General features: G+C 42.9%; 9 protein-coding genes. 6 read left to right on the top strand and 3 right to left on the bottom strand.

The features are described 5' to 3' along the window. Positions 1-209: 209 nt before the first annotated feature. Positions 210-1775, bottom strand: coding sequence for an arylsulfatase (locus R7Q09_RS23680; RefSeq protein ID WP_171343228.1), 1566 nt, complete (start codon positions 1773-1775; stop codon positions 210-212). A gap of 388 nt (positions 1776-2163) precedes the next feature. Here R7Q09_RS23680 and R7Q09_RS23675 point away from each other — a divergent pair, with 388 nt between their 5' ends. Further along, the gene (locus R7Q09_RS23675) at positions 2164-4494 is read left to right on the top strand and encodes a tetratricopeptide repeat protein (RefSeq protein WP_318071294.1); all 2331 of its coding nucleotides are present in this window, start codon (positions 2164-2166) and stop codon (positions 4492-4494) included. Between the two features lie 46 nt (positions 4495-4540). Here the strand turns inward: R7Q09_RS23675 and R7Q09_RS23670 are convergent, their stop codons facing one another. Continuing rightward, on the bottom strand, positions 4541-5269 hold the full coding sequence (locus R7Q09_RS23670) for a formylglycine-generating enzyme family protein (protein WP_411913114.1): 729 nt from the start codon (positions 5267-5269) through the stop codon (positions 4541-4543). A 238-nt stretch (positions 5270-5507) separates the two neighbouring features. Between R7Q09_RS23670 and R7Q09_RS23665 the strand changes: the two genes are divergently transcribed. The 3 genes from R7Q09_RS23665 to R7Q09_RS23655 all read left to right on the top strand — a co-directional run bounded on the left by R7Q09_RS23665 (position 5508) and on the right by R7Q09_RS23655 (position 9145). Then, entirely contained in the window at positions 5508-6833 is a 1326-nt protein-coding gene (locus tag R7Q09_RS23665; protein WP_318071295.1) for an anaerobic sulfatase maturase, read from the top strand. A gap of 53 nt (positions 6834-6886) precedes the next feature. Further along, complete coding sequence (locus tag R7Q09_RS23660) at positions 6887-7984, top strand: hypothetical protein (RefSeq protein WP_318071296.1); 1098 nt, start codon at positions 6887-6889, stop codon at positions 7982-7984. A gap of 162 nt (positions 7985-8146) precedes the next feature. Further along, entirely contained in the window at positions 8147-9145 is a 999-nt protein-coding gene (locus R7Q09_RS23655; RefSeq protein ID WP_318071297.1) for an HAD family hydrolase, read from the top strand. Between the two features lie 107 nt (positions 9146-9252). Here R7Q09_RS23655 and R7Q09_RS23650 read toward each other — a convergent pair whose 3' ends face one another. Further along, complete coding sequence (locus tag R7Q09_RS23650; RefSeq protein WP_005377761.1) at positions 9253-10770, bottom strand: arylsulfatase; 1518 nt, start codon at positions 10768-10770, stop codon at positions 9253-9255. Between the two features lie 247 nt (positions 10771-11017). Between R7Q09_RS23650 and R7Q09_RS23645 the strand changes: the two genes are divergently transcribed. Further along, the gene (locus R7Q09_RS23645) at positions 11018-12454 is read left to right on the top strand and encodes an arylsulfatase (RefSeq protein WP_225455402.1); all 1437 of its coding nucleotides are present in this window, start codon (positions 11018-11020) and stop codon (positions 12452-12454) included. A gap of 152 nt (positions 12455-12606) precedes the next feature. Continuing rightward, the coding region (locus tag R7Q09_RS23640; RefSeq protein ID WP_318071298.1) for a hypothetical protein at positions 12607-13118 on the top strand (512 nt) is incomplete at its 3' end.

Genomic DNA, 13118 nt, shown 5'->3' with positions numbered 1-13118 from the left:
GCGCTGGACTAAACAAAGGCCCCCTTTTAGGGGGCTCACACAAAGCCACCTTCTTTAGAAGGTGGTAATTTACTTTTCAGTTTGTACTCACAATGCCCACTTTGTATAGGCTAAACAGGCGATTTAAGTAAGTTCCTATGTGGCGATACACATAAGCCAGCAGAATGGTCTGCTGGCTTATGTTACTGATTAACTAACGTTAACTTAGTTTACTTAAACTTGCTGATTTCTTGTTCAACTTTGTCTAGTTGTTGCAGCTTCTCTTGCATTTTTAGAGAGTCGTAGTTTAGTGAAGCAGGGTTCATCGCTGTGCCACGCTGCATTGGGTATTCTGGGAGTGTTTTAAAGAACTCTCCCACAACGTCTTGTACAGGTACAAATAGCCACATGTTGTCAGCCATCCAACGCAAGTACATTTGTGATTCGCTTGGGCCTTTTTCGAATGGGTCAGCGCGTAGGTGGATGATTTTAGGCCAGTTCGGAGCAAAACGAACTGCGTTACTTAGGTTCCCTTCAAGCGTTGCAAAGTGAAGTTTCCAGTCATTCCAGCGGACAGCGTTTAATTCACCATTAGACGTAAAGTAAAGCAGCGACTCACGAGGGCCTTTTTCTTCCTTACCTTCAAAGTATGGCATGAAGTTATAACCATCTAAATGTACACGCCACTCTTTGCCATTTGCTTTGTAGCCTTCTGCCAGTTTTTCTTTTACATCAGGTACGCCAGCAGCTGCCAATAATGTAGGCAACCAGTCTTGGTGTGCCATCATTTCATTGATCTTGGTTCCTGGCTTAATTACGCCTGGCCAACGAACCAGTTGAGGAACACGCATACCGCCTTCCCAAGTTGTACCTTTTTCACCATGGAATGGTGTTGCGCCACCATCTGGCCAAGTCATGGTTTCTGCGCCGTTGTCCGTTGAGTAGATAACGATAGTGTTGTCTGCAACACCTAGCTCATCCAGCTTGTCGAGTAAAACACCTACATGATCATCGTGTTCCAGCATACCATCGGCATAAATGCTTACACCTGATTTGCCTTGGTATTTTTCCTGCAAGCGAGTCCAAACGTGCATACGAGTGGCGTTATGCCAAATAAAGAAGGGTTTATCCGCCTTAACTGCTTTTTCCATAAATGCCAAAGAGCTCTCTAGGAACTCTTCATCTGCGTGCTCCATACGTTTTCGTGTCATCGGGCCAGTGTCTTCAACCTTACCGTCGGCATAAGACTTAATGACACCACGAGGGCCATAGTTTTTACGAAACTCTGGGTCTTTAGGGTAGTAATAAGTTTCAGGTTCTTCTTCTGCGTTTAGGTGATATAAGTTACCGAAGAATTCGTCAAAGCCGTGTTTTGTCGGTAAGTGCTTATCTTGGTCACCTAAGTGGTTTTTACCAAATTGACCCGTCATGTAACCTTGTTCTTTTAACAGATCTGCAATGGTTGGCGCCCAATCAGGTATGCCGTGGTCAGAGCCTGGCATACCAATTGTTAACAAACCCGTACGAAATGGCTCTTCACCCGTAATAAAGGCCGCTCGACCAGCAGTACAAGACTGTTGTCCGTAGTGATCTGTGAACAACGCACCTTCATTCGCGATACGGTCGATGTTTGGCGTTTTGTAACTCATCATACCTTGGTTGTATGCGCTGATATTCCAGTAGCCGATATCGTCACCAAAAATTGCCAGAATATTCGGTTTGTCGGCTGCCATAGCAGCACTGGACGCCGCTAACAGTCCTGCGCCTACAGCGATTTTGCTCAATTGATTTGCCATAAAAACTCCAGATTGTTGAGAGTAAAGATAAGCACAAGTGAGCCTTATGCTTAGTTGCTGCATAAGTTAATGATGTATATAGAAAAATCCTCTTATACTCGATATAACCATAAGTTATTGCTAGGTAGTAACCATTTGTTAATTAAGAAGAAATAGGATTATCCTGTTAGTTTGTAGAGATTCGTAAAGTAGATTTAGATCACTGAAGAGCCTTATTTTTATTGCGTAGTAGAAGAGGGGATGGAAATGAAAAACAATAGGATGCTCGCTTGTTTTACGGTCCTAAAGCAATACTAAAGTCGTTATGTATTGCTTGTAATTATTTGTATAACCAGTGATTTAGTGTCTATATTGATTTAGGTTGTACATTATAAATATAAGGATATCTATGAGTCAGTGGGCAGGCCGGTTTCGTATTTTATTGCTGGTCAACGTTGTTGTCAGTTTTATGGCTTTTTCTCAAGAGTTATTAATAGAGAAACCAAATATTCCTTCAGGCTTAAATCCAGAATATGCTGGCACACAAGCTTGTATAGATTGCCACCAAAACGAGGTAGCGGCCTGGAAAGGGTCACATCACGATATGGCCATGAAGCATGCAAGTACAACCTCTGTACGTGGTGATTTTGATAACCATGTTGTAACGCACAAAGGAATGCCTAATCGTTTTTTTAAAAAAGGCGACGAATTTTGGGTCAATATTCAAGGTGCTGACGGGCAATGGCATGACTATAAGATCAGCTATACATTTGGCTGGGAGCCATTACAGCAGTACATGGTCGAGTTTGAAGATGGACGCGTGCAGCTTATTCCTTTTGCTTGGGACACAAGAGCTAAAGTTGAAGGGGGACAGCGTTGGTTTCATCTTTATCCAGAAACGACAACAACGGATGAATTCTATTGGACCAATACCGGGCAAAATTGGAACTTCATGTGTGCTGATTGCCATTCAACGAACCTAAAGAAGAATTACGACGCAGACAAAAACACTTACAACAGCTCATGGTCAGAGATTAATGTGGGATGCGAAGCATGCCATGGTCCTGCTAGTCAGCACATAGAACTGGCCAAGAAATACAAAAATGCTGGCACGTCTTTTGAGCATGACAGCCATTATGGCTTTGATCGAAATTTGTCTAAAGCAGTGTCGGATTGGGTGTTTGAGGAAGGCCATAGTACGTTACAGCCGAAATCAATTGAAGCAACCAATCAAGTGCAAACATGCGCTCAATGCCATAGTCGCCGAACCCAGTTAAATGAAACAGGTGATCATGTTAAAGGTTCCTTTTTTGATAAATATCGCTTAAGTCTTATAACACCTGAACTCTACTATCATGATGGACAGATTTACGACGAAGATTATGTTTATGGTTCGTTTCTTCAATCTGAAATGGCGGAGAAGGGGGTCACGTGCACTAATTGCCATGATCCACACACGGCAGAGTTAACGATCCCAGAAGAGGCAGTATGTTCGCAATGCCATATTGCATCGGAATATACACCTGAAAAGCATACCTTTCATAAGGCTGGATCTGAAGCATCGCAATGTACGACTTGTCACATGCCAGAAACGACTTACATGCAAGTCGATCCTCGTAGAGACCACAGTTGGCATATTCCACGACCGGATTTGAGCAAACATATTGGAACGCCCAATGTTTGCATGTCATGCCATGAAGATAAAAGCAATCAATGGGCCGATGAACAGATAGCAAAATGGTACCCGAATTCGAAGTATCGTAATCAGCAACATTTTGCTGTCGCATTTTATGCGGATTCAATTGGTCATCAAGGAGCAGCAAATGCGTTGGCATACTCTGCTCAGGATTCGTCGTTAAAAGACATTATTCGTGCTTCAGCCCTGGAGAGAATGGGGGGCAATACTGACCAAAATACAACAGTATCTTTGGCTAGGGCCGTTAAGAATGAGAATGAAATGGTTCGATTAGGGGCAATTTCAGGCTCGTCTGGTTATGAATTTCATGATCGGTGGCGGATTCTAGAGCCATTGCTTGGTGACCCGGTGCTTTCAGTGAGAGCGGAAGCTGCCTCGGTGCTGGTAGCGAACTACGCACAAATGACCCCTTTACAAAAAGATATCATTAAATCGCCTTTAGAAGAGTACATGGAAATTCAAGAGTTTAATGCCGATCGTGGTTTCGGAAGAACCAATTTGGCGAATGTGTACCGCAGCTTAGGTGAAATCGACAAAGCGGCCGAGCTGTATAAACAAGCGATCAGTATCGAACCCTATTTCGAAAATAGCTACGTTAACCTAGCAGATTTGTATCGCCACCTAGGTGAAGAAGAAGCTGCGCTCACGGTGCTACAACAAGGGATGAAAGCTCAACCTAAATCCAGCACATTACCATACAGCGCAGGTCTTTCTTTGTTACGTCAAGGCAAAGCTGATGATGCGAAACAGCTACTTAAACGCGCCGCAGAAATTGGTGAAACTAATGCGCATTATTGGTACGTGTACGGTCTAGCTTTAGAAAAAAGCGATGTTCTAGAAGCCAGTAAAGCGTTGCATACAGCATTTGAAGTCGGAGGCAATCCACAACACTTGTTTGCTCAATGCGAGGTTCTAGCGAGAAATCATAAAAAAGGTGCTGTCGCTTTTGCTTTCGATAGGTGCATACAAGAGCTTAGTCACTATGCACCTAAACAAGCTATTGATCAGCTTAAAGCCTCTATTGTTGGGGTCAATAGGAGCTAATTACCAAAAGTGGAGCTTTTATCGCTCCATTTTTTTCTTACTTAGTTTAATCAGCGTCTTTCGCTAATCTCAGCCCCATGTCGGACATGATGACTGACTGGCTAGCAAAATCGCGACGATAGTTTTCGGATTCGTCAGCATCATAGGCAAAGCTACCACCTCGTACAGACTTGTGTGCAAGGCTTTCTTTTTCATCTTTTGCGTTTACCGGATTATCACTTGGTGCCGATTTGTAATAGCCTTCATCAAAGGCATCAATAACAAACTCACCAACATTACCCGTCATATCGTATAAGCCAAGCTCATTCGGTTTTTTCTGACCTACCTTGTGTGCTTTATTGTTTGAGTTACTGGCATACCAGGCAACGTCGTTAATATCATCAGACCCCGCGTAAGTGAATCCTTGACTTAGATTCCCCCCTTTCGCTGCAAACTCCCATTCTGCTTCGGTGGGTAAACGATAGTGCTCTCCCGTTTTTTCATTCAATTTCTTTATAAAATAATTGGCTTGTTGCCAGCTAATGTTATTTACGGGCGTATTTGGGTTTCTAAAATAGCTCAGAGAAGATCCTGTAACCGATTCGAATAACTCTTGGGTTACCTCAAATTTTGCCAAATAGAAATCATCCACGCGAACGGTGCGGGCCGGGCGCTCGGATTTATTTGCTGATGGATTATCCGAGCCCATCGTAAATTGTCCGCCTTCAATAAGAACCATATCTTGATCGATTTTTTGAGCAAGAGGGCTAGGTTGTGTTGTTGCACATCCAGTCATAATTAGCGAAATCGAAATAGCGGCACCAAGGTAAAGAGTATTACTTTTGGAATGCTTCATAGGGGAGCTCCATCAACATTTATGATCAAAGAATTTTATCAGGCAAGTCTATGAAAAACAGTTATACACACTATAACAAGCGCCACGAATAATTGAACATTATCATCACACTAGGCGATTAACTTAATGATTAGTCTTAACGCCGTTGGGCACAGGCTAGCAACTAAGAAGGTGATGAATGCACATAACTCAAGGTCCGCAGTTCAATGGAAAAGCATCCAAGCGATTACATGTCATGGCGAAACCTATCGGTGCAGTGTGCAATATCGATTGCACCTATTGTTATTACCTAAGCAAACAAGATTTACTTGAGTACAAGCCAGGCTGCTCACCAGTCATGGATGAGGAAACGCTCGAGACCTATATCCGTCAATATATAGCGGGACAGAATACACCTGAAATCATTTTCTCTTGGCAGGGTGGTGAGCCGACAATGCTAGGTTTGGATTATTTCAAGACAATTGTTGAGCTACAGAATAAATACCGTCCCGATGGCATTACGATCTCCAATGATCTCCAGACTAATGGCACACTGCTTAACGATGAATGGTGTGAGTTTTTAAAGGCGAACAACTTTCTCGTCGGTTTAAGCATTGATGGCCCAGAAATGATGCACAACGCTTACCGAACAAACCGAGCTGGTAGAGGCACATTCCGGCAAGTTATGAATGCGGTTGAATTATTACATAAGCACGAAGTAAAGTTTGCTACGCTCACTTGTGTTAACAACTTGACCGGCCGTAACCCACTTGAAGTGTACCGATTCTTGCGAGATGAAGTACGCTCCCCTCAAATGCAGTTTATTCCAATAGTTGAGCAGAAAACATTCAGAACAACCGCCCCTCAAACTTGGGAGCTAAACGAGCAACTAAAGCAAGGAGATAAACGGTTGATCCCAGGTCATAAAGATGCCGTTGTTGAGCCTTTTTGCGTTGCGGATGAAGCATGGGGAAATTTTCTGATCGCGATTTTCAATGAATGGGTTTTACACGATATCGGCAACGTGTTTGTGCAGTACTTTGAAGCCAGTATCGAAACCTGGATGGGCAGAAAAAACCCACTGTGTACGTTAGGTGAAATCTGCGGGAAAGGCTTAGCAATGGAGCCTAATGGTGATGTGTTTGCGTGTGATCATTACGTGTACCCAGAATATAAGGTTGGAAACATTCATCACGAAAAGCTCGATACGCTCGCTTATAGCTCTGAGCAGCAGAAATTTGGGTTTGCTAAAAGTCGTACGCTGCCCCAACAGTGCCTTCAATGTGATTATCAATTTGCATGTTTTGGAGAATGTCCCAAAAACCGTTTTATCCGTACTAGGCAAGGTGAGCCTGGTCTTAATTATCTCTGCGCGGGTTGGAAGAAGTTTTTTACCCATGTTGATCAGTCGATGGCGTACATCTTACGAGCGACAGGTAACCCAGTGGTTCACGGTAAATACAGTGACCAGATTCTACGCCAGCAAGCTACTCAAACACAGACTGTGTTTGAAACGAAGTTTTAAGATAGTCACTACGCCTGCTACAGGCCCGGAAATGAAAGAATATAGGTTATTGAATGCAAAAAATTAAGCTGCTCTCTAAATTATTACTCGTGATCTCGATCGGCATTGCTACGAGTCAAGCCGTGGTGGCACAAGAAACAACATTGCTAGACCCAGATCAAGTATCGCCGACAACGGTTGTCACTCCACAAGAAGCTCAAATGACACCGGCGCAACGAGTCGAAAAGCTGTCTTATGATGCGCAAAATAAAAAGTTGTCTTCAGAAAAACGTATTGATGCTTTACGTGAGTTAGCCAACTATCCAAGCCAAAATGCATTGGTTGCAGTTGCGCGTGGGTTGCAGGATGAAGATGCAGGTATTCGCGAAGCTGCGATTGTGGGAGCACAGCCATATATGATTGAGCACCGTTGGCGTTTGATTTCACCATTATTGAGTGATGACGCCGCCATGGTGCGAATTACAGCAGCGATTAACCTCGTTCGAGATTACGCCAATTTGAGTTCAGAGCAACAGCAGTCACTTGAAGGGCCTGTTTCAGAGCTGACAGCACACTTGTCCAGTAAGAACGATAATGTTTCCAAGTTATTACTTGCAGACGTTTACCGTTGGCATCGTGATTGGGATAAAGCGGCGCTGATATACCCAGAGTTAACTAAGCTTGAGCCAAACAACCCTCAAGTTTGGTTAAGCTATGCAGACAACTTCCGAGCGCAACAGCTAGACCAAAAAGCTATCAACGTGCTTGACGAGGGTATCAAGCTAAATTCAGAAGATGCCTCGCTGCATTATTCTAAATCTCTCGCTTTGGTTAGATTAGACAAAAAGAAAGAAGCGGCGTTTGAAATAGACAAAGCTGCGACGATGGCAAAGACGAATAGTTACTTTTGGTATTTAAATGGTGTTCTGCAAGAAGAGTTAGACTTGAAGAAGTCTGTCAACGCTTTTGAGCAAGCGTATTTGATATCCGGTGCTCCAGAACAATTGTATGCCGTGTGTGACATCTATGTCAGATACGGCAACCCTAAAACGGATGACTGTTTAACAGAGCTAACGAAGGTCGCTCCCGACTATGTTATTGAAGAGCTCAATCAGAAAAAGGGACGTAAAAGTGCCTCTACATCAGTTGAAGCCAATGAATTTAAACTCTAATCGGTAAATTCCATGTTCCTATTTCAATAAAATAGTGAACCAATTTAGTGACGGCGTCACTCTTTGGTGGCCGTTGGATATGTCAGTTCAATATGCGCCTGTTTCAATTGAACTATACTTTTGATTGGATTCGCACCTAGCACCTCAATATAAGGAATTAAGATGGCTATAAAGTTAAAGACGATTGTCTTAGCAACAGGTTTTGCTCTGTCTAGTTATGCTGTTGCTGCTGATATGCAAGATCCACTTCCGTCATGGAACAACACTGACGCTAAGCAAGCTATTATGGCGTTTGTTACGAAAACAACGACCCAAGGTTCGGATTCCTATGTTCCTGAAAGCCAACGAATCGCGACGTTTGATAATGATGGAACACTTTGGGCAGAAAAGCCTGTTTATCTACAGTTGTTTTTTGCGATTGATAGAGTAAAAGAAATGGCCTCTGAGCATCCTGATTGGAAGACAACCGAACCCTTTGCTTCCGCATTAAAAGGTGACATGGAGGGGATTGGTAAACAAGGACTAGAAGGTGTAATGAAGCTTGTTATGGCAACCCATTCTGGAATGTCTACTGAACAGTTTCATCAAGAAGTTAAGGAATGGTTGAAAACGGCTGTCCATCCAACAACGGATAGACCATACACTGAAATGGTCTATCAACCTATGCTCGAACTGCTCGACTATTTAAGAGCTAACGACTATCAGACCTACATCGTTTCTGGAGGCGGAATTGAATTTATGCGCGTTTGGGCGCCGGAAGTATACGGCATTCCAACGCAAAACATCGTGGGAACGACGTTAAAGGCGGAATATCAAAGTGTTGATGGAAAACCTACCATCCAACGTATGCCGGAAATAGACTTTGTCAATGACAAAGCAGTAAAGCCTGTGACGATCCAAAACTTCATTGGCAAACGTCCGGTAATGGCGTTTGGTAATTCTGATGGTGATTTACAGATGTTAGAGTGGACGAAAGCAGGTTCAGGTCCAAGATTTTCTGCGATTATCCATCACACGGATGACAAGCGCGAATGGGCGTATGATAAAGATTCTCATGTTGGTAAGTTAGATAAATCGTTTAAAGTAGGTGAAGAGCAAGGTTGGCTATTTGTCGATATGAAACAAGATTGGAATCAAGTGTTTAAAGAGAGCACTAAATGATAATCTTTGTTTGACCATAACTTGCTGCAACCAAACAATTGCAACGAAATAAAAGGCCTCACAATTGAGGCCTTAGTTAACTCCACAGTAGCTTCGATACCTAGGGTCTAGTTTCTAGGTTGCTGTGTCATTGTTTCTACCACTTTTTCAATACTTAACGAGCTACCTTTTGTTGCAGGGAACTCCTTAAATGTCTCTAGGAACTTACGCACGATAGCTTGAGCAGGAACGAACATCCACATTTGATCAGCGTAAAAATGTCTGACGTAAAGTGCTGCATCTGGACCGACCTCGAATGGGTCCATACGAAGGTTTACAATCAAAGGCCAACTCGGTGTTTTGCGGTATGCCTCATTAATGGCACCCTCCATAATACTGAAGTGGATCTTCCAGTCTTTATAACGAACGGCGTTTAAATTACCACCAGCATCGAAGTAAAAGATTTCTTTGCGTGCGCCTTCATCAGCTTTACCAGTCAGCAGATCAAGTTGGTTGTAGCCATCTAAATGTGCTTTAAAGGTTTTGCCCGCTGCTTTATGACCCTTCAATAGTTTTTCTTTCACATCTGGTTCGCCCACAGCTGCGAGTAGAGTTGGCATCCAGTCTTCTTGTGAAAAGATATCGTTGATAACCGTTCCTGGTTTAATGTTTCCAGGCCAGCGTACCATCATCGGAACGCGGAATCCGCCTTCCCAAGTCGTACCTTTTTCGCCCTTGAACGGTGTAGTACCACCATCTGGCCAGGTAAATTTCTCAGCGCCATTATCGGTACTAAAAACAACAATGGTGTTATCTGCTACGCCTAGCTCTTCAAGTTTATCAAGCATGACACCTACTTGATCATCTAGGTCCATCATGCCATCGGCGTATAAGCCGTAACCTGACTTCCCTTGATATTCTTCACTCAAATGTGTCCAGACGTGCATACGGGTTGAGTTATGCCAAATAAAGAATGGTTTGTCTTCTTTTACTGCTTTTTCCATAAAGGCCAAGCTAGCATCCATGAACTCTCGGTCTACGTTTTCCATACGCTTACGAGTAAGGGGACCTGTGTCCTCGATTTTGCCATCCGCAGTCGCCTTCAACACGCCTCGAGGTCCGAATTTTTTACGAAACTCTGGATCTTTTGGATAAAACTCAGACTCAGGCTCTTCTTCCGCGTTTAAATGGTATAGGTTACCAAAGAACTCATCAAACCCATGGTTAGTTGGTAGGTGCTCATCTTGATCACCAAGGTGGTTTTTACCAAACTGACCAGACACATAGCCGTGATTTTTAAGTAACTCTGCGATAGTAGGATCTTTCGATTGAATACCCTCTTTTGCGCCGGGCATACCAATAGTCAATAGACCGGTACGAAACGGATGTTGACCCAGAATAAATGAGGCTCGCCCGGCAGTACAACTCTGTTGTGCGTAAGCGTCTGTGAAAATGGCACCTTCATTGGCGATTTTATCAATGTTAGGAGTCTTCCCTCCCATCATACCATTGTGATACGCACTAATGTTGTATACACCTACATCGTCACCCCAGAACACAAGGATGTTGGGCTTATCGGCAGCAAAGGCTGTGGACGCAGCTAATGTACCGACCAATGCCATTACCTTTTTAATCGAGTTTCGCATGAAAATCCTCCGCGATAAATGAATCCATTATCGTTATATAACGTTACTAATTGTGTTCATCATGGCGAAGTCGAGTGAGATGACACCAAATGAGACAATGTAGTCAGTTGAATATAGTAGAGGTTTTTTGTTGCTTCCAAGTAATCCCTGTTTTTCAAAAATGTTAATTAACATGGACTAGACTTTAGTGTGTTTTAAGTGTGATAAGACGCACTTACAGGATTGAATTTCAATGAAAGGCGACACTATGAAAAATAAACTAGCAACTATCCTGTTTCTATGTATCCCGTTAGAAGTGGTTGCGGAAGAGACACCAAATGTCGTGGTAATGTTGGTTGATAACCTTGGGTGGGGGGAACTAAGTTCCTATGGGAGTACCAGAGGTGTTGAAACTAAAAACTTAGATCAACTTGCTAGAGAAGGTGTACGCCTTACTAATTTTAATGTGGAACCGCAATGCACGCCAACTCGCTCCTCATTCATGACGGGGAGGCGAGCGCTTAGATCTGGGACAGATAAGGTTGTTTGGGGAGTGCCTTACGGTATGGTGAACTGGGAGATAACCATTGCAGAGAAGTTTAAGGAACAAGGATATAACACGAGCCTTTACGGGAAATGGCATTTGGGAGACCAAAAAGGGCGCTTTCCAACGGATCAAGGCTTTGATGAATGGTATGGCATTGCAAATACGACGGATGAGTCAGAATATAGCTCTCAACCCGGTTATAAAGCTATATTACCTAAACCTCAAATCCTTTCAGCTAGAGCAGGGCAGGATCCTAAAGGGGTCAAAGAATATAATTTGGACTCACGTAGAACGATTGACAGTGAGCTAGTTGAACATGCCACAGATTTTATAAATCGAAATGTGAAAGAGAATAAGCCATTTTTCTCTGTAATTACTTTTACTCAACCACATTTACCGACGCTACCTCATCCTGATTTTATTGGTAAAACAGGCAAAGGAAATTACTCAGATGTGTTAGCTGAGATAGATTTTCGAGCTGGGCAAGTTATTGGTGCAATAGAAAAAGCAGGAATTAAAGACAATACACTAGTGATTTGGTTTTCTGACAACGGTCCAGAGTGGCATATGCCATACCAAGGCTCTAGCGGGCCATGGCGTGGTGCGTACTTTACGGCTCTTGAAGGGTCTCTCCGAACACCATTTATTGCCTCTTGGCCTAACCACATCAAACCGGGTAGAGTGAGTGATGAAATTATCCATGTTGTGGATCTATTTGCCTCACTTTCTCATGTCGGTGGATACAAATTACCAAGCGATAGAACAATAGATAGTATTGATCAGTGGGCCTTTTTAAAGGGAGATAGTGAAAAGTCTAATCGAGATGGTTTTATCGTTAACAATGGATCTGAAACCTACGCTTATAAGTGGGAAAATTACAAGATGCACTTTATTGATCAAGATATCATGCCGGAGAAAGGGCGCCCATTACAGATCCCTGAAATATACAATTTGATTGATGACCCTAAAGAGGAGTTTGATTTAAGAAATAATGCCACATGGTTATTTCCTATCATGATAGGAAAGAGAGTAAAGTTTGAATCTTCCGTTGCAACAAGCTGCGATACGATTCCTTTCCCTGCTCCATTTGGATATAAGCCCGATTGTAGCAAGGGGAATTTCAATCAATTTCCAGTGGATGGGTTACGCCAGAAGTAGTTTACCCCAATGGCTCTTTCTCGCATACATGAGGCATGTTTTTGGTTCAATATCTCATTAGAGCCATTTAGGGCCATGTTTTTTCTAGTTTCATTTGAACAGTCACATTCGTCGACCATACTTAAAGTTCGTTGTTTCATATGGGGCGAATTATGCAGCCAATACTCTACATTCAAGTCGGTAATGTTCTTTGGGCGGTTTTAAGTGACGGTTCTTGGATCCAAATGTTGCCTAACGAACAATTAGTTCCAGAAGTAGAGGTGGTTGTTCTTAATACTGACATTCTCGATATCGCATTTAATGAAGATACAACAAGTGAGGATGAATCGAGTTCGAATGAACTTTTAATTGCATCTCAAAACGGTATTGAATCCACTTTTAATCAGAGCGTTCGAGATTTTAGTGAGTCTTCTGGTGGGTTAAGTTTTGTTGCCTATATTCGCGCCGTTTTACCTGAGCAACTCGTTTCTAATGGCTATGTTACTAGGCCAGCAGTGCAAGAAAGAGAGAACCCAACTTCTGAGACTCAAGCTCCTGAGCGGTTGAATCCCGATGCTATATTAACGGTAGATATTCTTGATGGCGGTGATGGATACGAAAACCAGTTTGAAGTTCCTAGTGTCACGATTCAAGGTGACGCACTCAAGATAAGCGATGAGTGGCT

This window comes from Vibrio sp. 2130-1 (genome assembly GCF_033339515.1).
This window is presented reverse-complemented; position numbering and strand designations above follow the sequence as displayed.

Excerpts from the sequence above, each read along its gene's own strand:
- R7Q09_RS23680 (WP_171343228.1), bottom strand. The coding sequence starts at position 1,775 with ATGGCAAATCAATTGAGCAAAATCGCTGTAGGCGCAGGACTGTTAGCG.
- R7Q09_RS23675 (WP_318071294.1), top strand. The coding sequence starts at position 2,164 with ATGAGTCAGTGGGCAGGCCGGTTTCGTATTTTATTGCTGGTCAACGTT.
- R7Q09_RS23670 (WP_411913114.1), bottom strand. The coding sequence starts at position 5,269 with ATGACTGGATGTGCAACAACACAACCTAGCCCTCTTGCTCAAAAAATC.
- R7Q09_RS23665 (WP_318071295.1), top strand. The coding sequence starts at position 5,508 with ATGCACATAACTCAAGGTCCGCAGTTCAATGGAAAAGCATCCAAGCGA.
- R7Q09_RS23660 (WP_318071296.1), top strand. The coding sequence starts at position 6,887 with ATGCAAAAAATTAAGCTGCTCTCTAAATTATTACTCGTGATCTCGATC.
- R7Q09_RS23655 (WP_318071297.1), top strand. The coding sequence starts at position 8,147 with ATGGCTATAAAGTTAAAGACGATTGTCTTAGCAACAGGTTTTGCTCTG.
- R7Q09_RS23650 (WP_005377761.1), bottom strand. The coding sequence starts at position 10,770 with ATGCGAAACTCGATTAAAAAGGTAATGGCATTGGTCGGTACATTAGCT.
- R7Q09_RS23645 (WP_225455402.1), top strand. The coding sequence starts at position 11,018 with ATGAAAAATAAACTAGCAACTATCCTGTTTCTATGTATCCCGTTAGAA.